Raw genomic sequence first — 22,837 nt, forward strand, 5'->3', positions numbered from 1 at the left:
ATTAAGCATGAAGTTAAAACTCTCTACGATCACCTTGGCACTGCTGCCATTTTTCTCTCATCAGGTACTTGCCGACGATAACCTAGAAACCATTGTCGTCACTGGCGATTTTCAGAATGAAACTATCCAGACATTAAGTGCAAGCGCTTCGGTGGTTGACGAACTCACTATCGCTAAGCGTGGTGCGCAATATTTAGATGAGATACTAGGTGCCACCGCTAACGTTAACTTTACGGCAGGTGCGTCTCGTGGTCGCTTTATGCAAATCCGTGGTATCGGCTTACGTTCACAGTTTGTTGATCCTATTTATCCCAGCGTTGGCTTATTAATTGACGGTATTAATTATTCTGGATTAGGCGCAAGTGCGCTGCTTTTTGATACTGAGTCAGTGGTGGTGTATCGCGGCCCTCAAGGCACTAAATTCGGTTCAGATGCTCTAGCAGGAATCGTTGAAGTAAATACCCAAGCCGCTACCACAGCGCCATCTTTAAAAGTGAAGTTAGGCGCAGGTAATTATGGTAGCTACGAAGCAGGCCTTGCGGCGGGCACAGGATTAAGCGACGACACCGCTGTGCGCGTCAGCCTTTATCAACGAGAGTCTGACGGTTACGTAGATAACCTCTACCTAAACAAACCCACTCAGCAACAAGACGAGCAAGTAGCAAGAGTGAAACTTAACTCTCAAGTGAGCGATAATCTCGCACTAGAGTTTGCTTATCACCATATTGATACTGAAAACGGGTACGACGGTTTCACCCTGGATAATTCACGTAACAGTGTTGCTGATACCCCAGGCCAAGACAACCTCAGCTCCGATGCGTTTTCACTACGCGGAATTTATACTCGCTCAGACTTATTCAATGTGGAATTTAAAGTATCTGGGCTAGATGCTGATACTTTATATAGCTACGACGAAGATTGGGTCTGTAATGACGCAGCTCAGCCAGCGCTATGCGCAGCAGGATTACACCCTGAAGGATATAGCTCAACCGACGCCTATGAGCGTAACCACGAAAAAGGCAACATAGAGTTTTTACTCAAAGACAAACAAAATGATTGGGTTGTGGGCGTTTTTGCAAAGCGTAACGATGTTGATTTAACCCGTCACTATACTTGGCTTGATAGCCCATTTACGTCTGCCTACACCGTAGAAAGCAAAGCGATTTTTGGTCAATACGTGCATCACCTTTCAGACAAAACTCGCCTAATCGGTGGTCTTCGCGCAGAGCAATATGACGCTGACTATTTAGATAGTAACGGCTTTAGTATCGAAACCGATGATGTAATGTGGGGCGGAAAAGTCGCACTTGAATATCAAGTTGTACCGCGCACTATGATCTACACCAGCCTTACTCGCGGTTACAAAGTCGGCGGTGTAAACGGCGAAGCACTGGCAAAAGCCAAAGATGAAGGTTTAAACATTCCGGCCGAACACCATTACTTTGACCCTGAGTATGTTTGGAACGCTGAGTTTGGTGTAAAAGGTGAGTCTGAAGACAAGCGTCACCTTGTGCGGGTTACCGCGTTTTATATGCAACGCGATGATATCCAGTTAAAACAATGGCAAGTTTCTAACCAGCAATTTGCAGGCTACATCGACAACGCCAGTAAAGGCAGTAACTACGGCCTAGAAGTTGAAGGTAACCTGCAATACACGGACCGTCTTGGTTTTAGCTACAGCGCAGGCTATTTAGAGACCGAGATTGAAGACTTTGTGGCTGCCAGTGGCCTCAACCTTGATGGTCGCAACCAAGCACAAGCGCCAAATTATCAATACTCGTTTGCCGTCAATTACGAGTTAATGGATAACCTAGTGGTTGAATTAGGTGTGGAAGGCAAAGACAACTATTACCTCTCGGATAGTCACAACGAGCAAGCGCGCAATCATAACCTGATCAACGCAAGCCTTAGTTACTATGGCGACAACTGGTCATTAACGGCTTGGGGTAGAAACCTTGCAGACGAAGACATTGTGGTACGTGGCTTTAGGTTTGGTAATAATCCACTAGACGGTTGGCAAGACAATACCTATGTACAATACGGCGAGCCACGCGTTTATGGTTTAAGTTTTACTTACGAACTGTAGTACGACCCGTTTATCGCCTACACATAAGGCGATAAACACGCACAAAAAGAAAAAAGGGGGAACGTAAAATTAGAGTAAAACGTTCCCCCTCACCGCAAAAACTCAAAAAGCAATTACCTTTATAGTTATTCCATGCTTGGGGCACTGGAATACACCAACTCAACCAGATTATTCATCGTTTTTGACTTCTGCATGTAAGCCTTTTCCATATGGGCAAGCTCTTGCAGTTCAAACAAAGTTGTTTCCACCAGTGCTAACCATTTAGTTGTAGTGTCTGGCACCTCGTCACCCTGCCTTGCCGCCTTCTTGAGGGCATCGTAATAAATCGTTAAGTCATGATATTGGCGTAGATAATCCATATTGCTCTCCAACATGTCACTTTATTTCACACTAAAGTAACAAAAGCTTCGAGCAAAAATCTGCGCGAAGAAAATTTTTTTGAATTTATTTGTAAATTAATTAAAAACGCCAAAATCATCATCGCAACACCTCAGTTAAATAATGAGTTACTCATCTCAGGCTTCGCCTAAAAAATCGAGCGAAGACTCATTAAATGCAACAAAATGTTCATTTTTAGACGGACTACTCTTGAAAAAGAAATTTTCTACGATAGACTCGCGTTTACGGTTTAGATACAAAAATGCAACTTGGTTAAGCGAATAATAGAGACAAACAAATAGCGTACATCCGGCTACATAGGGACTGATGCTGTTTGTGACGCGAGTGCGACAGGCAAAAAGGATTGAGTTGGTGGGGAAATTTGATAAGCGCTTTACAGGAGACGACCTGCGCCGCATGCGCAAAGTCGCTGGCAAAACCACGCAAGAAATGGCTAATTTGGTCGGCGTGGAGCGTGGCACTTACGAAAACTACGAAAAAGGCGTAAGCAAATTTCCTTACGAATATTTTGAAGTATGGTGCGACGCCTGCGGCATCAACCTCAATCCACTTAGAGAACAAATCCTTGCCCTAAGAGACAAAATTGACGACGCCAAATTGTGGCGCAAGTCTCCAACACCGCGAAATAGCAAATCAAGTAACGAGGATAACGGCTAATGAAAGACGCGCACTTTCATTGCCCCTCACCACAATGGCAAACAATAAAGTTACGAATAACGTTCATTTGCAACACAATGTTTTCAACTTTATTGTTAAGGAGTAAAGTGGAGTGGAAACTAAACACCGCAAAACTTAACTTAGAAAGGACGTCATTATGCGCTTTTTTATAAAAAATATAGCTAACCGACTCGTAACTTTAACAGCACTTTCCCAAAAACAAGCTAACAGGGTATCTGGTGGATCGCTTGGGCCAAAAGTAAAAGACCCAAAAGTCGAAAGTGACTCAGCAGCGCCAAGTAGAAAGTTATCACTGAATATAAATTCGATCAATCAAGTGACTGGTGGAAGTCATGGAGATAAATTAGATGATCCAAAGCTCGATAAGCCCTCATCTCGCGGAATTACAACTAGTCCATTACTAAAGGGAAATAAATGAAAAACTCTTGGTACTTTTTTCTATTGGTAATCTTAATGACAGCTGCATTTGCAGCTATTCATTATTATACTGATTTTGCCTACCAAATTCACACAATGGTACTTTTGGTTGTTTTGACATGTCTCTCTCGTCAGTTAGTGAATTTGCAACATATATCAGCGGTGCTCCTTGCAATTACAGCCGTTGAATATGTTTTAATCAAGTATATCTTGGAATTAAGTGCCTCAGGGTTACCTGCGTATCAAGGAAATGGTTTTATTTTTGGGAGCCATTTTATTGTAGACTTCGTGACTCTGTTATTTCTTAAATATCGAGTTAGCTTGTCTTTACGCTATATCAAGCATACTAGTTCAAATAATTGGCGTTCCATATATATGACTCATGCAGACCCTATCCTATATGGCATTTACTTTGCGTTTATTCTAGTTGACCTCGCGGCCTTCGGTGAAAATATTATTCGTAATTTAGAACATTTCGGTGTAGATGAAAGCTTTGCCAAACAATTCTGGAGCTGGGGCTTAATATACTATAACTACGAAATCCTAAAGTCGATTTTACTTTCCTGCGTAGTCACCACCATACTGGCTACTATCTTTGTCGAACGGCAGCGCCCTGATACGCCTGATGAGGAATCAGAAAGCGAATCTTAGTGACTTTATAACTGTCACCTTATAAGCAGGCACAGTCGTGCTCTATGCGCTTATATGATGACTTAACAAGAAATTTCAGACATTAAAAAAGGCGCTTGCGCGCCTTTTTTAATACCTCAATTTACCGCTGATTATTCAGTTTCTGGTAAATTGCGACCGTAGAACACTTCCTGAATTTCACGATTCAGCTTAAGACGAATTTCTTCTTCTTCGTCTGCATCTAAATCATCAGTACTAATTCCAAATAGATATGCATTTAGGTCTGTTTCCTTAAGCATCATCTTAGTATGGAATAGGTTCTCTTGATACACGTTTACGTCTACCATGTGGTATGCGTCTTTCGTATCTTCCGTCATGTAATTCTGGATCGAGTGAATTGCGTGGTCGATATAGTGTTTAACACCATTAACGTCACGAGTGAATCCACGAACACGATAGTCAATCGTCACCACATCTGACTCTAAAGAGTGAATTAAGAAGTTAAGCGCTTTAAGTGGCGAAATAATGCCACACGTTGAAACTTCGATATCCGCTCTAAAAGTACAAATGCCATCATCAGGGTGTGCTTCAGGATAAGTATGAACACAAATGTGACTCTTATCTAAGTGTGCTACCACTGACTCAGGAAGTGGACCTGGTGCTTCATTACTATCAAAAGTCTGTTGATCAACAGGCTCTTCTGATACTAATATCGTCACACTCGCCCCTTGTGGTTCATAATCTTGACGTGCGATATTCAGTACGTTTGCACCGATGATATCCGTTACGTCTTTTAGAATATCCGTCAAACGATCAGCACTATACTGCTCATCAATGTATTCTAGATATTCTTTACGTTGCTGCTCGGTCTTGGCGTAGCAAATATCGTAAATGCTAAAGCTTAAACTCTTAGTTAAGTTGTTAAAGCCATGGAGTTTAATTTTATCAAAGGGCTTGTTCACGATAGACCCACCTTAATACAAAAAATCTGCGCTGCAGAAACAAAAGTTCGCGGATTTTATACGAAAATAGCGCTATGAAAAAGCGTTATTTTTCGTCAATTTCAACCACTTCATGGCTATGCGTAATTTCTACTGCTTTTTCAAGCATTAATGCCACTGAGCAATACTTTTCAGCGGATAAACTTACGGCTCTTTCTAGGTGTTTTTCAGAGACATTACGCCCTTTCACCACGAAGTGTAAATTGATCTTGGTAAAAACCCTAGGTGCGCTTTCTGCGCGCTCTGCGGTTAATTTTACTTCCACGTCGGTAACATCCTGACGCGCTTTTTGTAGAATGCTGACTACATCGACTGACGAACAACATCCCGCTGACATTAATACCATCTCCATTGGACTTGGCGCAGCACTATCAGAACCGGCATCAAATACCACATTATGTCCCGACGCAGAGCGACCGATAAAGGTATCTCCTTCAACCCATTTTACGCTAGCTAACATAGTTATCCTCTATAAAGCATAACACCGCCAAATGGCGGTGTATCTTAAACCTAGAATTGCCTCTAAGTGTGTTTTCTACACTGTCGATAGTGATTGTGCCAAGCTATACAGCAGAATCAAACAGGTTTTTGACCAAACCCGCGAATTCTTCGATAAATTCTTTTTGTTCTACGGTGACACGTCTATCAACAACACTTGATAGCACTTCTTGTAAGTCGTACACAATGCCATCTACCTCACGCACGATCATGCTGCGCTGCTCTGTAGATAACTCTGTGTGCTGCTCGCATATACGGATAACGTTTTCAGCGATCACATCTTCGATTAATTCCATGACTGTTGGAGCCCCTGGTTCAACCGTCCCAGACTTCTCAAACAAGGCTAAGTTTTGCGTCAAATACATGACTAAATCATCGTACCCTTGTTTATCTAAAACCATACTTTGCTCACCCGAACCTATCAAAGACATCTCCTATTGATTTAAGCAGAAAGTTTTTTCGATTGCTACTTTTGTAGTCAACTAGACACAAAAAAGCAGCCGAAGCTGCTTTTCTTATCAATTTTTATTGAGTAAACCTCAATATTGGCATTTTAATCCAAAGATAAACCTGGGCTCAAGCTAGAAGGTAAAGTTACCTTTTCTAGTTCCACAGAAGCCACAGGGTATGCACAGTAATCTGCCGCGTAGTATGCACTTGCACGGTGGTTACCTGATGCACCGATACCACCAAACGGAGCTGCACTTGAAGCGCCAGTGATTGGGCGGTTCCAGTTTACGATACCTGCACGAATACGACGTAAGAAACGATCGTAGTCAGCTTCGTTGTCGCCAAGCAGACCTGCTGATAAGCCAAAGCTTGTCTCGTTCGCTTTTTCGATAGCCGCGTCAAAGTCTGTGTAGCGGAATATTTTTAACAGCGGACCAAAGTGTTCTTCATCAGGGAAGTCTGCAATGTTAGTACATTCGATGATCCCTGGCGTCACAAAGCCTGTGCCTTCTGTGTGTGTCAGCTCGATAAGCGACTCACCACCAAGCTCAACAAGCTGTTGCTGTGCTTTTACCATGCCAGCGGCGGCAGCATTTGAGATCATTGAACCCATGAACGGTTGATCTGCATCGTCAAAGTTACCCACTTTAATCGCTTTAGTTGCTTTGATCAGTTGCTCAAGGATTGTGTCACCTTGTTCACCTGCAGGAAGGAATAGTTTACGAGCACAGGTACAACGTTGACCACTTGAGATAAACGCAGATTGAATAATGTCGTGTACTGCCGCTTTGGTATCCGCTACGTCTTTTACGATAAGTGGGTTATTACCACCCATTTCAAGCGCTAGGATCTTACCCGGTTGACCTGCATATTGTTCATGTAGCAAGTGACCCGTACGAGAAGAGCCTGTAAAGAATAAGCCGTCAATACCCGCGTGTGACGCAAGTGCTTTACCTGTTTCAACTTCACCCTGAACTAGGTTAATCACGCCAGCAGGAAGACCCGCTTGTTGCCAGTATTTAAGCGTTAGCTCAGCAACATAAGGCGTCAGTTCAGATGGCTTAAAGATAACCGTGTTACCAGCAAGTAGCGCAGGTACGATGTGGCCATTAGGTAAGTGACCTGGGAAGTTATATGGGCCAAATACAGCAACTACACCATGTGCCTTGTGACGGATCACGGCACGGCCAACTGGCATTGGATTTTCAACAACACCTGTACGCTCTTGATAGGCTTTCTCAGAAATCGCGATTTTACCTACCATAGCACCCGCTTCTGTACGAGTTTCCCAAAGTGGCTTACCCGTTTCTTTAGCAATTGCGATAGCCAGCTCTTCGCTATTTTCTTTTAGTACTTCAGCGAAACGCTTAACAATTTCTAGACGCGCTTCAAAGCTCATGTCGCTCCATGAATAGAAAGCTTCACGAGCCGCTTTTACTGCGCCATCAACTTGCCCAGCAGTAGCTGCGTTTGCGCTCCAAATAACGTCGTTGTTTGCTGGGTTTACAGAGCTAAAGCTTGCGCCTTGTCCTGCAATCCACTCACCATTTATTAGTTGTGCTGCATGTGTTGTCATAATCTGTTCCCAATCTTAAATCTTTACTAGGCTTACTTGATCGCCTTCTTCAACTTTTAGCGCCGCGGCAACATGTGGAGCAAGCGTCACTTCATTGCTATCAGTCAGGGCTAACTCGATTACCGCCGCGCGATAATCAACAAGTTTACCATTTGCGACCATAACAGGGAATCCACCGTTGCTTTCGCCTATTTTCACAGTACGAGTTTCACTATTGCGAACCGTGCGGATATTCCCCACTTTTGCTTCTACCGTTGGACCCGCGTCGAAGATATCAACATAACCATTAAATGTGAAACCTTCGCTTTTTAGTAGCTCAATAGCAGGACGCGTATTGTCGTGAACTTCACCAATCACCGCTTGTGCTTCTTTACTAAGCAGGTTTACGTAGATTGGGTACTTAGGCATTAATTCAGCAATAAAGACCTTTTGGCCAATCCCCGTTAGATAATCCGCTGTCGGGAAATCCATCGAGAAGAAATGCTCTTCAAGCCATTGCCAGAACGGACTTTCGCCTTGCTCATTAGAAACACCGCGCATTTCCGCGATAACGGTTTCAGCAAAACGATCACGATGTTGGTTGATAAACATAAAGCGAGAGCGAGATAGCAATTTGCCGTTTGCGCCTTTGCGATAGCCATCTTTCAAAAACAGGGTGCATAATTCCGTCGCGCCAGTGTAGTCATTACAGAGCGTTAAAATATCCACTGCTTTATAAACATCGAGTGTGCGTGAAGAGTGGATCACTTTGCTTAGGTGATAATGATAAAACGCATCATCTAAACCAACCGCAGCTTCGATACCGCTGGTACCAACCACCTCGCCTGTTTCAGTATCTTCTAATACAAATAAATAACCTTCATCAAAAGGCTTGTCAGCTTGCTTGCCAAATGAAGCAACTGAGCGTGCAATCTTCTTCTGTAATAGCTCTTCGTTTACAGGCAAAGAGGTAAAACCGTGACCTGATTCGTGAGCAATGTTTAAAAGCGCTGGATAATCGCTTTCTTGGATTGGGCGAAGGATCATCATGAGCCCGCTTACTCCTCAAAAATGTGGATAACAACAAGGCCACCAAAAGGTGACCTTGCAACCAGTATTAAGCGTTGTTAGCAACTACCGCAGCAACGGCTTTTTCGAAGCGTGCCATCCCTTCGCGGATGTCAGCTTCTGGAATAACAAGAGATGGAGTGAAACGTACTACGTTTGCACCTGCAACAAGTGACATCACGCCTTGCTTGATACCTTCAACCAAGAATTCTTTTGCTTTGCCTTCGTACTTTTCAGTGACTACACCACCAAGCAATAGACCTTTACCACGTACTTCGGTGAATACGTTGTACTTTTCGTTGATGTCGTTTAGTAGTTCACGGAACAGCTGCTCTTTTGCTTTTACGCCATCAAGTACAGCTGTTGTGTTTACTGTGTCAAATGCCGCTTCTGCAACCGCACACGCCAGCGGGTTACCGCCGTATGTAGAACCATGAGTACCTACTTTTAGGTGCGCAGCAATCTCTGTTGTTGTGATCATCGCGCCGATAGGGAAACCACCGCCAAGCGCTTTAGCCGTTGTTAAAATATCAGGGGTTACGTTTAAACCTTGGTATGCATACAAGTCACCAGTACGGCCAACACCAGTTTGCACTTCATCAAAAATAAGTAGCGCATTGTGCTTGTCACACAGCTCGCGAACACCTTTTACAAACTCAGCAGTTGGTGAAATGATACCACCTTCGCCTTGTAGCGGCTCCATCATCACGGCACAAGTGTTGTCTGAAATAAGCGCTTCAAATGCCGCTAAATCGTTATAGTCTGTGTGAACGATGTCGCCCGGCTTTGGACCAAAGCCATCAGAGTATGCAGCTTGACCACCTACAGTTACAGTGAAGAAAGTACGGCCGTGGAAACCTTTGTTGAAAGAGATGATTTGCGACTTTTCAGCACCAAACTTATCTAGTGCCCAACGGCGTGCTAACTTAAGCGCCGCTTCGTTCGCTTCTGCACCAGAGTTTGCAAAGTAGACTTTCTCTGCGAACGTCGCATCAGTTAGCTTTTTCGCTAAACGTAGTGCAGGCTCATTAGTCATCACGTTAGACAGATGCCAAATTTTCTCGCCTTGCTCTTTAAGCGCGCCCACCAAAGCTGGGTGACAATGACCTAGACAGTTAACTGCGATACCACCAGCAAAGTCGATGTACTCACGACCTTCCTGATCCCATACTCGAGAACCTTCACCTTTCACTGGAATTACCGCTGAAGGTGCGTAGTTAGGTACCATTACGTCGTCAAACAATTCACGATTGATAGTCATTTTATTTCCTCATATTTGGTGAGTGAAAGTGCAAACAAGGAGTCATTTCCTTTTGGAGGTCGGCGCGTTGCCGCCACTTGATAGGATATTTATTCACACCAATTCGGTGCTATGTATTTTGACCCGCCCCTTGATGGCACAAAATTCATACGCTCATTATTCCAGAAAAAGCGCCATTTGTCTCACTTATACCACGTTCTCAGCCCTTAGTATTCAAGGGTTTAACATATATTCTCAACTCAAGTGAATAACTATCTAGGGCAGATATTTAGGGCAAAGCAAGCCCCGTGCAGCCTTGCACAGATCATTTAAGATTAGGTTTTGAATGAATAGTCGCAAAAAAAATTTCAATTTTTTTTACAAAATCGTCAACTGCAGGTTATGGAACGCACATTTTGCCAATTGCTGACGCATTTCCTCGGTAAGTTCTAAATGATTGAGCAAAATCTCGGCTTCGTCATCTTCAATTAACTGACTATCTTTTAAAACAAGTAGTTGTGCGTAGCCATAGGCTTTTTGCATCACTTGTGTCAAAGGTAATGGGTCGGCAATGTTTTTATGCGCATTTGGTAGATAAGTTTGCGCATACTCTTCCATGACGGCATTAAAGGGCAAATAACGTAACTCCATTTTTTCAATTAGCTTACGTGATATCTCTGCCGAATGTTCTATCAACAAGTTACGTAAAAATAATGGATCAGGAGATAACTCCATTAATGCGGTGTGTAGGTCTTTTTGCTTTTTGTCTCGTGCTATTTGTACCTTGGCTTGCCACACTTTTTCGAAGGTGCGTAAATAAAGACGGATCAAGGCCACTTTCCCAAGCTCTAGTAACATGCCTAAAGTAAACGCATGCTGTTCTTTTACCCCAAAAAATGGTGCCAGCTCTTTTGCCGCAATGGCTGTGCTCATGCTCAGCTCGCGTAATTTACGCTTCATTAAGCCAAATGGTTCTGTAGCATGCGGCATCCAGTGTCTTACCGCCATTGTCGGGATCACCATTTGCAAGTTCTCAAGGCCTAAATACCTTAATGCTAATGCCGGCGTGTCGACCTTAATGGACGTGCCTTTACTGTTTTTTTTGCGATACTGTGGCAAGTTGACTAGCGAAACCAGCTCACGACCCAACCAACTTAAGTCATTGACCAAAGGTTCTAAACGCCCAACCGAAGCTGAGCGCACGGCTAGAATATCTAAGATCGCAGGAACGGAGTCTTGAATGCCAATGACTTCATGATAGATGTTATCAAGGTCATGCAGTTGCTTTGTGATAGCTTCTTCGATAACGGAATGTAGATGCTTACTCGCTTTGGCAATATATTTGTGATGACTTGTGCTGCTTTCTTGGCGTTTTGCAGCCGCAGCAATTTCCACCTCTAGCATAGTGCGCTGTGCGATATTCTCACCATAGCTGATATCAAATGTATGGATATAGCCTATTTGCTTCTGCGCAAAGTTGAGGCTGATAAGGAGGTCATGGGCACGCTCGGATAGCGCTTGTGCCATTCTAATTTGCTTATTTTCTTGCGTCATGCATGCTACTTATCTAAAAGAAAAACACTGAGTTAAGCACTCAACAGAATCGTCTTACTGATTAGTATTATACCAGTAAAAGCAATATTATGATTTGATATTGCGCACAATAGAATCAAAAAGTTATATATCAAAAGCCAGTCTAACCAACGAAAGCGCAGCGAATATGGATATATTACACCTAGGCGAAACCCTGTTGGTTTTGTTTAAACTTTAGAAGCGTTTTATAAAGTTATCAAGTAATGCTAAGCCGTGTTCCGTGAGGATAGCTTCTGGGTGAAATTGCACACCTTCTAGCGCTCTATCGGCAGCCAAGAGTCCCATAATTTCATCACGTTCACCCTCTTGTGTCTGTGTCCAAGCCGTTACGGCTAGAGCATTTGGCAGGCTACTTTGTTCAACAACCAAAGAGTGGTAGCGGCATACTTCGTATGGTGATGGCAGGCCTTGAAATACGCCTATATTGTTATGATGAACTTGAGACGTCTTACCATGCATCACTTGTTTTGCTCGAATGACTTTGCCACCTAAAGCTTGTGCAATAGTTTGATGACCAAGGCAAATGCCAAGAATAGGAATTTGTCCCTGTAGACGTTTTACTACTTCAAGCGAGATCCCCGCTTCATCAGGACTGCAAGGGCCAGGAGATAGCACAACATATTTGGGATTAAGCTGCTTGATTTGTGAGGCGCTGATTTCATCATTCCGCTTTACCAGCACGTCCACGTCTAAGCGCTGAAAATACTGCACTAGGTTGTAAGTAAAGGAATCATAGTTATCAATCATCAACAGCATGTAGGTACCACTAAAAGAACCAAGCAGCCTATTCGCCACTGGGGTAAAGATGTTCGTTATAAGTCTATTTTATCACGAACTCAACAGGAGGGTTTTCTTATATCTAGTATCTGCTTTAAGCCAAGGGGCTATCGCCCCTTGTAATACAAAAAGACACCATAAATGGTGTCCTTTCTTTGTGTTTTATTAACCGCGAGGAATAAAACCGACGGCGTCATACACAGCTTTAAGCGTTTTCTCGGCACGAATACTTGCTTTTTCCGCGCCTTTTTTCATGATTTCGTTCAGCAGAGTTTGATCTTCACGGATTTCTTTAAAGCGCGCTTGAATAGGCTCAAGCATATTCACTACCGCATCGGCAGTGTCTTTCTTCAAGTGACCGTACATTTTGTCTTCGTACTCTGGCACTAACTCTTCAATTGAGCGTTTAGTTGCAACACTAAGTAGAGTCAGTAAGTTGGATACACCAGGTTTTTCAACACGATCAAAGTAAATGCGTGCTTGCTCATCTGAATCCGTTACCGCTTTTTTCAGCTTTTTCTCTATCTTCTTAGGTTCATCCAACAGCATCACAAAACCATTTGGGTTTTCGTCTGATTTTGACATCTTCTTGCTCGGATCTTGCAAGCTCATAACACGAGCGCCAAACTCTGGAATATAAGGTTCTGGGATCTTAAAGACATCGCCATACAGGTTGTTAAAGCGCGTTGCGATATCGCGGGTCAACTCAAGGTGCTGCTTTTGGTCTTCACCAACCGGTACTTGATCCGCTTGATACAATAAAATATCCGCAGCTTGCAATACTGGATAGGCGAATAAGCCAACGTTTACGTTATTGGCGTGCTTTGCTGATTTATCTTTAAACTGCGTCATGCGGTTTAATTCACCCATTTGTGCATAACAGTTCAGCACCCAACCTAGCTGTGCATGCTCAGGAACCTGTGATTGTACAAATAGTGACGATTTATCTGGGTCGATGCCGCAAGCGGTATATAGTGCTACGCCGTCTAATACGCGATCGCGTAGTTGCTGCGGCTCTTGGCGAACCGTAATGGCATGCAAGTCAACCAACATAAAGTAACAATCATGATCATTTTGTAGTTTAAGCCACTGGTTAATGGCACCTACGTAATTGCCTATTGTCATACCACCGGTTGGCTGAATACCACTTAATACTACAGGTTTACTCATGTCGTTCCTTTATTTCTTCATTGAATTAACGTTGATTGATAATGGGAATAATATCTAAGAATCCATCACAAAGGTACTGTGGATTGAACTCTTTCAAATCGAATCCCTGATTATACCCATAATTTAGCGCAATCACAGGTATCTTAGCGCCCTGAGCGGCCAAAATATCGCTTTTAGAATCTCCAACCATAATAAGCTTATCCGCTGGTATACCAAGACGCTCGGCAGCCAGCAATAGCGGAGCTGGTGATGGCTTTTTGTCAGTATCATCACCACAGACGATACAATCAAAATGCGATGTGAGATTTAATTTATCTAGCAGCTTTAGCGTAAATGCACGATTTTTATTGGTCACGATGGCTTTTGGCACTGCGGCAAATGCAGATAACCCCGTCTCAACATACGGATATAAACCTGCATACTGACCAACTAATTCATCATAATGCACTTTAAAACGCTCAATGGCGGTGTGCGCTAAACTTTCGGATAGCGCTTCGCTAACTTCATGGCTACCGCTTAGGCCTCTTTTTACTAACATATCGATGCCGTTACCTACCCATTCACGCACCAGAGCATGACTAACAATTGGATGAGCAAGCTCAGACAGCGTTAAATTGAGCGCCATGTACATATCCTCGACGCTATCAACTAACGTGCCATCGAGGTCAAATAAAATACCCTCAAAACGCATTATTTTACCTTTGCTAATTCTTGACGCATGGCGTCTATTACCGCTTTGTAATCGGGTTGATTAAAGATAGCGGAACCCGCAACAAACATGTCTGCACCGGCTGCTGCAACTTCAGCAATGTTGTCCACCTTAATCCCCCCATCCACTTCAAGACGAATATCGCGACCGGACGCGTCAATGCGTGCTCTCGCTTCTTTTAATTTTTCAAGTGTATGTGGGATAAAACTTTGGCCGCCAAAACCAGGGTTTACCGACATCAAGAGGATTTGATCAATTTTATCCATCACATGATCGAGATAATGCAGCGGTGTGCCTGGGTTAAATACCAAGCCAGCTTTACAACCTGATTCTTTAATCAGCGCAAGGCTTCTGTCTATATGCTCGCTAGCCTCTGGGTGAAATGTAATAATGCTCGCTCCGGCTTTAGCAAACTCGGGAATTAAACTGTCTACAGGCTTTATCATCAAGTGTACGTCGATAGGAGCTGTAATTCCGTAATTTCTTAATGCGTCACAAATCATTGGACCAAAAGTTAAATTTGGCACATAGTGATTATCCATTACATCGAAATGAACCACGTCGGCACCTGCTGTCAGTACCTTTTCAACATCTTCGCCTAACCTCGCAAAATCTGCGGATAGAATGGATGGTGCAATTAAAAAATCAGACATACTTTTCCCCTAAACGTAAGACCGCGATACTGTACCGTAAATAGCCCAAAATGTCTGCGATTTAAGGCGCTTTATGATTGTGCAATAAACGAACATTGTGTATCATTATGTGATATCTAACTTCTGGGGATAGGGTTATGGTTTCTAGATATAAAGCACGGATTGCTCTGCTTGGGACGGTATTAGCCGTGTCGGCAGGGGTATTTTCTTTCGACAATGATGAAAGTCTTGCCGCAAATTACTCCGCATGCACTTGTAGCACTGGCAATTTAAGTAGTCGAATAAATGCAGTGGAATGTCAGCAAGAAGCGCACACAAGTTGGGCTGCGTGGTTGACTGGCGGTAGTTCGAGTGGCCAATTCCATTATTTGGATTTGCTTGAGCTATTACTTGGCTCTAAAGACAATCAAAGCAGTAGTAAAGTTTCATCTCCTTACTAATACCAGTTGAGCCAATCAACTGGTAAGAGGTAAACACTATGGCTTCTTCCAATAGTAAATTCGCATTAGTTCAAAGTGTCTGTGCAGCAATGTTTGGTGTGCAGAGTGGTCAAAAACAAGCATATGACTTTAACAAAAAGCATTTTTGGCCGTTTGCTTTTGCAGGCATCGTTTTTGTCGCCGCCTTTGTCATTGGCTTAATTTGGTTTGTGAATGGTGTGGTTTTGGCTTAGTCCTTTATGCCGCAGCAAATTACGGACGGTGATATAACGCCATTAGTTCGTCAACTTTATTCCGCCCATTACCTTTAGGGCTAATTGTACGTTTCACCTTGATCACATCTAGCTTCGCTTGATTATAAATCTTTCGTGTCCATACCGTGTCGTGATTGGAGATTAACACTGGCGTTTGTTTTTCAAAAGCCGCGGTTTCCGCAAGATTCGCCAATTGCGCTTGGTCGTCTAAGTTAAAGCCGCCTTTTGCATAGCTAGTAAATGATGCTGTTTTGCTCAAAGGCACATACGGTGGATCGCAATACACTACCGCATTTTTTGGCATAGTTTCAAATACTTGGCTGTAACCTTGACAGGTAAAAGTAGCCTGTTGAGCCTTTTCAGCAAACACATATAACTCACGCTCTGGAAAGTAAGGCTTTTTGTACTTACCAAAAGGGACGTTAAAGATCCCCTTTAAGTTATAACGACATAAACCATTGTAGCCATGGCGATTCATATATAGAAATAGAATCGCACGCTCATACACATCAATGCTTTCGTTAAACTGTTGTCGATACGCGTAATAAGCATCTGGGTGGTTATTCAACTCGACGAATAGCCTTTTAGCATCACTGATAAATTCATCAGGAATACGCTTCAACTCTTTATACAGGTTGATAAGATCAGCGTTAATGTCATTTAAGACATAATGCTTAAACTGAGTGTTAAGGAAAACAGATCCCGCTCCAACAAAAGGTTCTACTAGCGTGTCGGCTTCATTACTTGCTGCTTGTAGGCGCTTAGAAATATCTTCTACTAAGCTGTATTTTCCGCCTGCCCATTTTAAGAAGGCTCTAGTCTTTTGTTGCATGCTCGTTCTATGTCGTGAGTGGTTGCGCGATTTTACACTAAATGTGGCTAATTACCGAGAGACTGAGTAATTTCTTGTTTAATTTTACTCATTCTCTTAAAAAATGGCTGACCTTTTCGTAGCGCCTCAGGCAATACCGCCTTTGCTTGCTTCGCTGAGGCCAAACTCTCATAAGCATCAGTAGTAACTACAAACCAAGTTCTGCCGTTTCTTAAGACAGTAAACTGCTGTGTCACTACCTCGTTATGCTCCGCCATAAACCCAGCTGCAATCTCACTTTCTGTCACCGCAAGTAACTGGATCACCCATTCATCATCTGAACGACTGAGATACCAAGGGTTTCCCGTCAATGGTTCAGGCTCTGCGTACTGAGGCTCTTTTACTGGCGATAAAGTGGCCGGAGTACTACCAACATTGGCTTCTTCAGCTTCAGTCGCTTGCTCTGTTAGTGCGTTATTGTTGTTTGTAGTAGTTTCTTTTGCTTCAGTTAATGCAGATAAAATACTACCAACAGGCGCTGTTTCAATTTGCGTTGGCGCTTCGGCTGGCAACTCTGGTTGTGCGTTGTTTTCAACTTCAACTTTTTCAACTGTAGTAGTTGGCGCTTCAAATACAGCTTGCGCATCAATAGCAGTAGCGACGGCTTCTTCATTATCTTCAGTTGGCGTCAAGTATCGTTTTAATTCTTGCTTATACACTAAAGCAACCATTAACGCGGTCAGTATCAAACAAAGCGCAATGACATACCATTGCCATTGTGATTTGCTACCCACTTTGGAACTTTGTTCACGTAAATTCAGACTCTGTTGCTGCGGCTGCCAAGAAAGTAAAACACTCGGATTACCTCGAGCTTCAGCAACAAACGTATTAAAAATAGGATCTTCATCAGGCGGTAAGTCTTTGTAAAACATGCTCATCAAACGCTTGCTTTCAAGCATGGATAAAGGCTCGATATGAATATCCAAACTTTCAGGGATCAACTGAGGCTGCTGCGCCGTAGCGAGTATGTAAATTGTTTCGCGAGAAGATTTTGCGAGCTTTTGTAGTTGTTCCGCAAGCTCTTGGGTTAAATGCCTAACGTTGTCTAAAACCCATAAGCATGGTCCACAAGCTTGTTCATCGTGGAGCAACATGAAGTTTTCACTTAGAGATAACTTCTGATCAATGAGAGGACTGCGAAAGCTATGCTCAAGCAGTTGCCGCACTACATCAAACTCTTGAGTATTTGCAGTCAGCTTTACAAACGCTTTGTTAAAGTCTGGATACTTATCGGTAAGAAACGATTCTGCAAGGTAGCTTTTACCAAGACCCGAAGAGCCGACTAAGGTTATCAGGTTTTGGCCATAGTCGAATTGCATAGCAATTCTATCTACCAATGCAGCTCTGCTTGGTAAAATTTGCGACTGCATTTAACGACCTATTAGAGTTACCACGGTTTCATCGCTAACATCATCCACTAGCGCACATTGACCTAGTTGCGTTGGCAGAATAAAGCGAATTTTGCCTTGTTTGTTCTTTTTGTCTTTGCGCATATGTTGTAAAAACTGCGCAGCGGTCATCTCGCTTGGCGCTTCTGTCGGTAATTGATAAAGCGCAATAACGCGACGGATCTTTTCAACATCAGCAGTACTAAGCGCGCCACGCTGGCAAGCTAGGTTTGCAGCTATCATCATTCCAGCAGCAACAGCCTCACCGTGCAACCAATTACCATAGCCCATTTGCGCTTCAATCGCATGGCCAAAGGTGTGACCCAAATTAAGTAATGCACGCAATCCTGCTTCGGTTTCGTCTTTGGCGACGATCTCAGCTTTTATTGCACAACACTTATAAATAACTTGTTGAAGGCTTTCAGCACCTAGTGCGCTGAGCTGAGGGTGCTGATCCGTTAATGTATCAAGAAAAGATGCATCATAGATCAACGCATATTTAATGACCTCAGCCATACCTGCAGCAAACTCTCTTGCAGGTAATGTACTTAAGGTCTTAGTGTCGATAAAAACCGCTTTTGGCTGATAGAAAGCACCAATCATGTTTTTACCTAACGGATGATTTACCGCAGTTTTACCACCAACTGACGAATCTACTTGTGACAACAAAGTCGTAGGGATCTGAATAAACGGAACACCACGCTGGTAGCATGCCGCAACAAAACCAGTCAAATCGCCAACCACACCGCCACCGAGGGCAATCAAACACGTATCTCGACCACAATTATGCTCGAGCAAAAAAGCAGAGATTTTTTCAAACCATTCTAGCGATTTATATTGTTCACCATCAGGAATGACAAAATGTAGCGGTTTTTGAGCGTCAAATATCGCTAACAGACTATCTAAATATAGAGGTGCTATGGTGGTGTTGGTGATGATAACAGGACGACTTTGCCCAACATACTGCTTAAGTCGCCCTTCATCTGATAAGAGATGTTCACCGATGAAGATGGGATAGCTTCGCTCGTTTAAATCAACCTTTAATTCAAGCATGGCTTCCCTCCTACGGTGTTGTTATTAGAAATCTAATTTTTCAATAATTTGGTTTGCAACTACTTTAGCGCTTTGCTCATCCGTACGAACAACGTGATCTGCCACTTCTCTATATAGTGGTTCACGCTCATCGGCTAAGCGCTCTAGTACGTCACGTGAGTCTTCACTGGTTTGTAGTAATGGACGACGCTTATCACGCTGAGTACGAGCTACCTGTTTTTCGATCGGCGTTTCTAGGTAAACAACAATACCGCGCGCAGACAACTTGTTGCGCACTTCTTTGCTGATCACAGAGCCACCACCTGTCGCTAACACAATGCCTTGCATTTCTGTTAGGTCAGAGATGACGCTTTCTTCACGCTTGCGGAACCCCTCTTCGCCTTCAATATCGAACACCCAAGAAATATCGGCACCTGTGCGGCGCTCAATTTCCTGATCCGAATCGAAAAATTCAAGGTGTAATTGATCTGCAATGTGACGACCAATCGTGCTTTTACCAGCCCCCATCGGGCCTACTAGAAATATATTACGTTTCTCAGCCATATCTTTTTAGTACAAACGAACTCTAAAATTTGAAATAAAACCCCGCCTAACGACCTGGCCCCAAAATTAAGGAGGGGATTATCTCAGTAATCCGTGAACAATTTCAAGTCAAACCACGCAAAAAGCGTAATACTTTTACTGTCAACGGGCCTATAAACTGTCTTGAATGATCTTAGGTGTCACAAATATCAGCAATTCTCGCTTCTCATTAATATCACGAGAGTTCTTAAACAATAGACCTAAATATGGGATGTCGCCCAAAATTGGGATCTTACTTACTGCTGTTTTCACTTCTTGCTGATAGATACCACCCAGTACGATAGTTTGACCATTTTCGACCAGTACTTGTGTTTGGATCTGTTGGGTATTGATTGCCGTCGCCGGGCCATTTGGCGTTTGCACGGTATCACCTTTAGTGTCTTGTGTAATCACTAAGTCGAGAATTATTTTATTATCAGGTGTAATTTGCGGTGTCACCTCCAAGCTTAAAACCGCTTTTTTGAAACTCACCGTCGTTGCACCACTTGACGATGCCTCTACGTAAGGAATTTCTGTACCTTGCTCGATACGCGCCTTTTTCTGATTCGCCGTGGTGATACTTGGCGTCGCAATTATCTCGCCTTTGTTCTCTTGTTCCAAAGCTGACAACTCGAGATCAATCAGTGTGCCATCCGCCAATTTAGCAATGTGCATACCAATACTACCAGCAGGAACCCCTTTCACGCCTAAATTAACGTTTAAGCGATTTTCCAAAGACGGGATGTTACCATTGGACAAAGCATCAGCGCCTTCCAGCGTACCAGATATAGCATCGCTACCTTGCTGGTCGCTAAAGCCCCAGCGGACACCTAAGTCTTCTTGTACGGTATCATCCACAGTAACCATACGCGACTCAATACGCACCTGTTTTACTGGCACATCTAAGGTTTCCACCATCCGGCGCACACTTTCAATACTGCGCGAGGTATCTTTAATTAATAAAGTATTGGTACGTTTGTCAACGGACACACTACCACGATGGCTAATAATAGAGTTGATATCTGTTTTAAGTAAGTCAGCAAACTCTTCCGCTTTCGCGTAATTAAGTTGAATATACTCGCTATATAATGGCTCTAGCTCTTCCACTTGCTGACGCGCTTGTAATTCTTTGGCTTCTCTCGCTGCGAGTTCTTCTGATGGTGCAACCATCAAAATAGAACCATCCATACGCTTATCTAGCCCTTTCACACGTAACACAACATCAAGCGCCTGATCCCAAGGTACACCGTCTAAACGTAGGGTTATATTGCCAGATACAGTGTCACTCGTTACTAGGTTAAAGTTGTTTGTATCTGCGATGATCTGTAGTACAGAGCGAATTGGAATATCCTGAAAATTCAGCGTGATTGGCTGACCTTTATACTCTTTTTTATCGCCAAAGGTTTTATTACCTTCGTCTTTCTCAACTGATAACGTAAAGATGTTATCAAGCTGCTGATAGGTAAACTTGAATGCCGCATTTGGCTCAATCACAATGCGGCTTTTATTGTCTTCTTTAAAGGTCTCGATACGAGATACCACAGTGCCAAAATCTAACACATCAAGTTCATATAACAGGTCTTCCGCAATATCAATATGGTGGAAGTCCGCAATGATTTTGCCACCGCGCTCTTGTACATCAATAGCCGCTTGATTGTGCTCTAGAAACGCTAGTACCTTCGCCTCACCTTTCTCACCGCGACGAAAATCGATAGCTTGAATTTGGTTAATAAATGCGGTGACTTTTTGACTTTGATCTTGTTCGGAGACAATCGGTTTGTTAGATACTTCCACTATCACAAGATTATTCTTAACCTCGGTTTTATATAGCTTCAACTCATCCATGTTGATGGAAACGGCAAAACCGCCATCTCTGAGTTCACTGGTAATGCCTTGAATGCCAGCCTTGTTAATGCTCAATGCTTTTAAGCTTTCTTCAAACTCAGCCTGCTGGAAAAATAATTCAATACTAGCACTTTCGCCAACAACTCGAACTTTTGGCTCTGTATTGAGTTTTTCGTCAAACACCAGTTGTAGCTGGGTTTCCCCTGTTGGCACAGGGTTATAGCGAATGTCATACAACATAGGAATGGCATGCGCTATTGACGAAAGGCCAACTAAGGCAACACCGAGCACGGAACGCCATAGTGTTCGAGTGCTTTTAATAGTTGATTTTATAACGTTATTGTTAGTATTCACTCGCGCCACCTTGTTCCGCTTCTAACATTTCCACTTTTGTTAGCCTTTCTTTCCAACATCCCGTTCCATCTGGGATCAATTCTAATAATTCTAAATGATCGGCATGTACACTTAGCACTTTGCCATGATACAAACCCATATATTCGCCACGTTTAACACGATATAACCCCTGCGTTGCCGCTTCGATTAGCGCCCAACGACCGTCAGACTTGGCGATAATGCCTTTCATACGCAGATTATCCAATGGAAACTTCTCTAACGGATAGCGATCTCTATCTGGATCTGGATGTAAGCAGTTTTTAATTTGAACTAGTTTATTTTCAATCACTTCGGGCTGTGGCGCAACAAAAGGACTACGTAACTCCGAAGCGCTATACTTAAACGGTTCATAATTTTGCATTTCAGGTATAGGCTCGATTTTTGGCGTTGAGCTTGCTTTTACCTGATCAATAAATTCTTTTTGTTCTGCCGTACTATCATTACAACCAGAGATGAACATCAATGTGGTCACGCAGAGCATCAGTCGGATCATTTCTGACCTCCTTGCTCATAGCGATAAGTTTTTGCCACAACACTAAATACCAGCTCGCCGTTTCCTGCATTTTCGATTCTAAAATCGTGTAGGCTGACTATTCGAGGTAACTCAGATACTTTACTCACAAACTGACCAAATTCATGATATTTACCTATCACTTCTAACTTAATAGGCAATTCAGTATAAAACTCTTTGCGTACCTCTGGCATCCAGCCAATTTTTAGGAAGGTTAATCCGCTTGAAGTACCAACGTAAGTCAGATCATCAAGTAACCCAGGCGTTTCGTTGGAACTTGGCAGTCGCCTCAACAGCTCTGTAAATTGCGCTTCCATATCAATCATTTGCTGTTTATAAAGCTCTAGATTGTTTGCTCTTGCGTATTTTATTCGGTAGCTCGTTCTTAGCTCCTGCTCTTTTTTAACCGCTTGATCGTAGCGGTCAATTGAGCTTGAGACCATCAGGTTATAACCCAATACCATCATTAATAAAACCACGAGAATGGAACATAAAACTTTTACAGGAAAAGGCCAATGACCTATGTTGTCGAGCTCCAGCTCATTCCAATCGATTTCTTTTAAACTGTTTAAGTCAAAATTCATGCACTGTGCCTCC

At 43.0% G+C, this 22,837-nt stretch carries 25 protein-coding genes; 6 read left to right on the plus strand and 19 right to left on the minus strand.

Features of this window, described 5'->3' with window-relative positions:
• The first annotated feature begins 7 nt into the window (after nt 1–7).
• Complete coding sequence (locus tag MHN30_RS05850; RefSeq protein ID WP_239358908.1) at nt 8–2,086, plus strand: TonB-dependent receptor; 2,079 nt, start codon at nt 8–10, stop codon at nt 2,084–2,086.
• Between the two features lie 125 nt (nt 2,087–2,211).
• Here MHN30_RS05850 and MHN30_RS05855 read toward each other — a convergent pair whose 3' ends face one another.
• The gene (locus MHN30_RS05855; RefSeq protein ID WP_010607079.1) at nt 2,212–2,445 is read right to left on the minus strand and encodes a hypothetical protein; all 234 of its coding nucleotides are present in this window, start codon (nt 2,443–2,445) and stop codon (nt 2,212–2,214) included.
• A 346-nt stretch (nt 2,446–2,791) separates the two neighbouring features.
• Between MHN30_RS05855 and MHN30_RS05860 the strand changes: the two genes are divergently transcribed.
• The 3 genes from MHN30_RS05860 to MHN30_RS05870 all read left to right on the plus strand — a co-directional run bounded on the left by MHN30_RS05860 (nt 2,792) and on the right by MHN30_RS05870 (nt 4,231).
• Nucleotides 2,792–3,142 carry a helix-turn-helix transcriptional regulator gene (locus MHN30_RS05860; RefSeq protein WP_010607078.1) on the plus strand — a complete coding sequence of 117 codons (351 nt, stop codon included), beginning with the start codon at nt 2,792–2,794 and terminating at the stop codon, nt 3,140–3,142.
• Between the two features lie 157 nt (nt 3,143–3,299).
• A complete protein-coding gene (locus MHN30_RS05865) occupies nt 3,300–3,581 on the plus strand; it encodes a hypothetical protein (protein WP_239358910.1) in 282 nt (93 codons plus the stop codon).
• Nucleotides 3,578–4,231 carry a hypothetical protein gene (locus MHN30_RS05870; protein ID WP_239358912.1) on the plus strand — a complete coding sequence of 218 codons (654 nt, stop codon included), beginning with the start codon at nt 3,578–3,580 and terminating at the stop codon, nt 4,229–4,231. The genes MHN30_RS05865 and MHN30_RS05870 overlap by 4 nt, the downstream gene beginning before the upstream one ends.
• Nucleotides 4,232–4,362: 131 nt before the next feature.
• Here the strand turns inward: MHN30_RS05870 and speD are convergent, their stop codons facing one another.
• From speD to rpe, 11 genes are all read right to left on the minus strand, one after another.
• On the minus strand, nt 4,363–5,172 hold the full coding sequence (gene speD / locus MHN30_RS05875; protein WP_010607075.1) for an adenosylmethionine decarboxylase: 810 nt from the start codon (nt 5,170–5,172) through the stop codon (nt 4,363–4,365).
• A gap of 85 nt (nt 5,173–5,257) precedes the next feature.
• Nucleotides 5,258–5,671 (minus strand): OsmC family protein, encoded by a 414-nt coding sequence (locus MHN30_RS05880; RefSeq protein WP_010607074.1) that lies wholly within the window; start codon nt 5,669–5,671, stop codon nt 5,258–5,260.
• Nucleotides 5,672–5,774: 103 nt separating this feature from the next.
• The gene (locus tag MHN30_RS05885) at nt 5,775–6,110 is read right to left on the minus strand and encodes a DUF3802 family protein (RefSeq protein WP_029215895.1); all 336 of its coding nucleotides are present in this window, start codon (nt 6,108–6,110) and stop codon (nt 5,775–5,777) included.
• A gap of 152 nt (nt 6,111–6,262) precedes the next feature.
• Nucleotides 6,263–7,735, minus strand: a complete 1,473-nt coding sequence (gene astD / locus MHN30_RS05890) for a succinylglutamate-semialdehyde dehydrogenase (protein ID WP_239358914.1) — start codon at nt 7,733–7,735, stop codon at nt 6,263–6,265.
• Nucleotides 7,736–7,750: 15 nt separating this feature from the next.
• On the minus strand, nt 7,751–8,764 hold the full coding sequence (gene astA, locus MHN30_RS05895; RefSeq protein WP_010368879.1) for an arginine N-succinyltransferase: 1,014 nt from the start codon (nt 8,762–8,764) through the stop codon (nt 7,751–7,753).
• A gap of 67 nt (nt 8,765–8,831) precedes the next feature.
• A complete protein-coding gene (locus tag MHN30_RS05900) occupies nt 8,832–10,043 on the minus strand; it encodes an aspartate aminotransferase family protein (protein WP_206472683.1) in 1,212 nt (403 codons plus the stop codon).
• Between the two features lie 357 nt (nt 10,044–10,400).
• Nucleotides 10,401–11,576, minus strand: a complete 1,176-nt coding sequence (locus MHN30_RS05905; protein ID WP_010607070.1) for an HDOD domain-containing protein — start codon at nt 11,574–11,576, stop codon at nt 10,401–10,403.
• 213 nt (nt 11,577–11,789) lie between these two features.
• Nucleotides 11,790–12,371, minus strand: coding sequence for an aminodeoxychorismate/anthranilate synthase component II (locus tag MHN30_RS05910; protein WP_045990222.1), 582 nt, complete (start codon nt 12,369–12,371; stop codon nt 11,790–11,792).
• Between the two features lie 186 nt (nt 12,372–12,557).
• Nucleotides 12,558–13,562, minus strand: coding sequence for a tryptophan--tRNA ligase (trpS, locus tag MHN30_RS05915; RefSeq protein ID WP_039494036.1), 1,005 nt, complete (start codon nt 13,560–13,562; stop codon nt 12,558–12,560).
• A gap of 25 nt (nt 13,563–13,587) precedes the next feature.
• On the minus strand, nt 13,588–14,253 hold the full coding sequence (locus tag MHN30_RS05920; RefSeq protein WP_239358916.1) for an HAD-IA family hydrolase: 666 nt from the start codon (nt 14,251–14,253) through the stop codon (nt 13,588–13,590).
• Nucleotides 14,253–14,924, minus strand: a complete 672-nt coding sequence (gene rpe / locus MHN30_RS05925; protein ID WP_010368892.1) for a ribulose-phosphate 3-epimerase — start codon at nt 14,922–14,924, stop codon at nt 14,253–14,255. The genes MHN30_RS05920 and rpe overlap by 1 nt, the downstream gene beginning before the upstream one ends.
• A 137-nt stretch (nt 14,925–15,061) precedes the next feature.
• On the opposite strand from rpe, the gene MHN30_RS05930 reads away from it, so the two are divergent.
• Together MHN30_RS05930 and MHN30_RS05935 are read left to right on the plus strand one after the other, a co-directional pair.
• Nucleotides 15,062–15,364, plus strand: coding sequence for a hypothetical protein (locus tag MHN30_RS05930; protein WP_010368894.1), 303 nt, complete (start codon nt 15,062–15,064; stop codon nt 15,362–15,364).
• A 38-nt stretch (nt 15,365–15,402) separates the two neighbouring features.
• Nucleotides 15,403–15,597 (plus strand): DUF2970 domain-containing protein, encoded by a 195-nt coding sequence (locus MHN30_RS05935; RefSeq protein WP_010368896.1) that lies wholly within the window; start codon nt 15,403–15,405, stop codon nt 15,595–15,597.
• 19 nt (nt 15,598–15,616) lie between these two features.
• Here MHN30_RS05935 and MHN30_RS05940 read toward each other — a convergent pair whose 3' ends face one another.
• The 7 genes from MHN30_RS05940 to MHN30_RS05970 all read right to left on the minus strand — a co-directional run bounded on the left by MHN30_RS05940 (nt 15,617) and on the right by MHN30_RS05970 (nt 22,824).
• Nucleotides 15,617–16,450 (minus strand): Dam family site-specific DNA-(adenine-N6)-methyltransferase, encoded by an 834-nt coding sequence (locus MHN30_RS05940; protein WP_239358917.1) that lies wholly within the window; start codon nt 16,448–16,450, stop codon nt 15,617–15,619.
• A gap of 47 nt (nt 16,451–16,497) precedes the next feature.
• Nucleotides 16,498–17,859, minus strand: a complete 1,362-nt coding sequence (locus MHN30_RS05945) for an AAA family ATPase (protein WP_239358918.1) — start codon at nt 17,857–17,859, stop codon at nt 16,498–16,500.
• The gene (aroB, locus tag MHN30_RS05950) at nt 17,860–18,930 is read right to left on the minus strand and encodes a 3-dehydroquinate synthase (protein WP_239358919.1); all 1,071 of its coding nucleotides are present in this window, start codon (nt 18,928–18,930) and stop codon (nt 17,860–17,862) included. It lies immediately after the preceding gene.
• Nucleotides 18,931–18,954: 24 nt separating this feature from the next.
• The gene (gene aroK, locus MHN30_RS05955) at nt 18,955–19,473 is read right to left on the minus strand and encodes a shikimate kinase AroK (RefSeq protein WP_010607062.1); all 519 of its coding nucleotides are present in this window, start codon (nt 19,471–19,473) and stop codon (nt 18,955–18,957) included.
• A gap of 150 nt (nt 19,474–19,623) precedes the next feature.
• Nucleotides 19,624–21,690 (minus strand): type IV pilus secretin PilQ family protein, encoded by a 2,067-nt coding sequence (locus MHN30_RS05960; RefSeq protein ID WP_017217255.1) that lies wholly within the window; start codon nt 21,688–21,690, stop codon nt 19,624–19,626.
• A complete protein-coding gene (locus MHN30_RS05965; protein ID WP_010368907.1) occupies nt 21,680–22,222 on the minus strand; it encodes a pilus assembly protein PilP in 543 nt (180 codons plus the stop codon). The genes MHN30_RS05960 and MHN30_RS05965 overlap by 11 nt, the downstream gene beginning before the upstream one ends.
• Nucleotides 22,219–22,824: a type 4a pilus biogenesis protein PilO gene (locus tag MHN30_RS05970; protein WP_010368909.1), complete on the minus strand. Its 606-nt coding sequence runs from the start codon at nt 22,822–22,824 to the stop codon at nt 22,219–22,221. The genes MHN30_RS05965 and MHN30_RS05970 overlap by 4 nt, the downstream gene beginning before the upstream one ends.
• Between the last annotated feature and the right edge of the window lie 13 nt (nt 22,825–22,837).

It is taken from the genome of Pseudoalteromonas sp. OF7H-1 (assembly GCF_022347825.1).
Classification (GTDB): domain Bacteria; phylum Pseudomonadota; class Gammaproteobacteria; order Enterobacterales; family Alteromonadaceae; genus Pseudoalteromonas; species Pseudoalteromonas maricaloris.

Coding starts and splice junctions, on each gene's coding strand:
- MHN30_RS05850 (WP_239358908.1), top strand. CDS start 8: ATGAAGTTAAAACTCTCTACGATCACCTTGGCACTGCTGCCATTTTTC.
- MHN30_RS05855 (WP_010607079.1), bottom strand. CDS start 2,445: ATGGATTATCTACGCCAATATCATGACTTAACGATTTATTACGATGCC.
- MHN30_RS05860 (WP_010607078.1), top strand. CDS start 2,792: ATGCTGTTTGTGACGCGAGTGCGACAGGCAAAAAGGATTGAGTTGGTG.
- MHN30_RS05865 (WP_239358910.1), top strand. CDS start 3,300: ATGCGCTTTTTTATAAAAAATATAGCTAACCGACTCGTAACTTTAACA.
- MHN30_RS05870 (WP_239358912.1), top strand. CDS start 3,578: ATGAAAAACTCTTGGTACTTTTTTCTATTGGTAATCTTAATGACAGCT.
- MHN30_RS05880 (WP_010607074.1), bottom strand. CDS start 5,671: ATGTTAGCTAGCGTAAAATGGGTTGAAGGAGATACCTTTATCGGTCGC.
- MHN30_RS05885 (WP_029215895.1), bottom strand. CDS start 6,110: ATGGTTTTAGATAAACAAGGGTACGATGATTTAGTCATGTATTTGACG.
- astD (WP_239358914.1), bottom strand. CDS start 7,735: ATGACAACACATGCAGCACAACTAATAAATGGTGAGTGGATTGCAGGA.
- astA (WP_010368879.1), bottom strand. CDS start 8,764: ATGATGATCCTTCGCCCAATCCAAGAAAGCGATTATCCAGCGCTTTTA.
- MHN30_RS05900 (WP_206472683.1), bottom strand. CDS start 10,043: ATGACTATCAATCGTGAATTGTTTGACGACGTAATGGTACCTAACTAC.
- MHN30_RS05905 (WP_010607070.1), bottom strand. CDS start 11,576: ATGACGCAAGAAAATAAGCAAATTAGAATGGCACAAGCGCTATCCGAG.
- MHN30_RS05910 (WP_045990222.1), bottom strand. CDS start 12,371: ATGCTGTTGATGATTGATAACTATGATTCCTTTACTTACAACCTAGTG.
- trpS (WP_039494036.1), bottom strand. CDS start 13,562: ATGAGTAAACCTGTAGTATTAAGTGGTATTCAGCCAACCGGTGGTATG.
- MHN30_RS05920 (WP_239358916.1), bottom strand. CDS start 14,253: ATGCGTTTTGAGGGTATTTTATTTGACCTCGATGGCACGTTAGTTGAT.
- rpe (WP_010368892.1), bottom strand. CDS start 14,924: ATGTCTGATTTTTTAATTGCACCATCCATTCTATCCGCAGATTTTGCG.
- MHN30_RS05930 (WP_010368894.1), top strand. CDS start 15,062: ATGGTTTCTAGATATAAAGCACGGATTGCTCTGCTTGGGACGGTATTA.
- MHN30_RS05935 (WP_010368896.1), top strand. CDS start 15,403: ATGGCTTCTTCCAATAGTAAATTCGCATTAGTTCAAAGTGTCTGTGCA.
- MHN30_RS05940 (WP_239358917.1), bottom strand. CDS start 16,450: ATGCAACAAAAGACTAGAGCCTTCTTAAAATGGGCAGGCGGAAAATAC.
- MHN30_RS05945 (WP_239358918.1), bottom strand. CDS start 17,859: ATGCAGTCGCAAATTTTACCAAGCAGAGCTGCATTGGTAGATAGAATT.
- aroB (WP_239358919.1), bottom strand. CDS start 18,930: ATGCTTGAATTAAAGGTTGATTTAAACGAGCGAAGCTATCCCATCTTC.
- aroK (WP_010607062.1), bottom strand. CDS start 19,473: ATGGCTGAGAAACGTAATATATTTCTAGTAGGCCCGATGGGGGCTGGT.
- MHN30_RS05965 (WP_010368907.1), bottom strand. CDS start 22,222: ATGATCCGACTGATGCTCTGCGTGACCACATTGATGTTCATCTCTGGT.
- MHN30_RS05970 (WP_010368909.1), bottom strand. CDS start 22,824: ATGAATTTTGACTTAAACAGTTTAAAAGAAATCGATTGGAATGAGCTG.